The organism is Rhodoplanes roseus, assembly GCF_003258865.1.
Lineage (GTDB): Bacteria > Pseudomonadota > Alphaproteobacteria > Rhizobiales > Xanthobacteraceae > Rhodoplanes > Rhodoplanes roseus.
In genome coordinates this window covers 1-237 of sequence record NZ_NPEX01001019.1, presented here as the reverse complement: position 1 = coordinate 237, position 237 = coordinate 1, and the positions used below count along the sequence as shown (strand labels likewise).

Sequence of the window (237 nt, the reverse complement as noted above, 5' to 3'; positions counted from 1 at the left end):
CCTTGCCGCGAAACGGCCGCCACCGCACGACGGTCTCGTCTTTGAGATCGAGGTCCTTGAAGGTGCGCTCCACGATCCGGCCGAAGGCATATTGCCCCTTCTTCAGGTCGAGAAGCTCCGCCCCCCCGCTCTCGCGAAGCGATTGCAGAAAAATGGTCTCACCATCCGTCCGGAAACGCCGCGTCGAAAAGGCGTGCGTGTCGCCGACGATCTCCTGCGCCCGTCCGAGGCACGTGC

The 237-nt window shown here is 64.1% G+C and carries 1 protein-coding gene; it reads left to right on the top strand.

The genetic code is table 11. The features are described from left to right. Positions 1-237, top strand: a 237-nt coding sequence (locus tag CH341_RS35595; RefSeq protein WP_210208760.1) for a hypothetical protein, incomplete at both ends; no start/stop codon positions are given.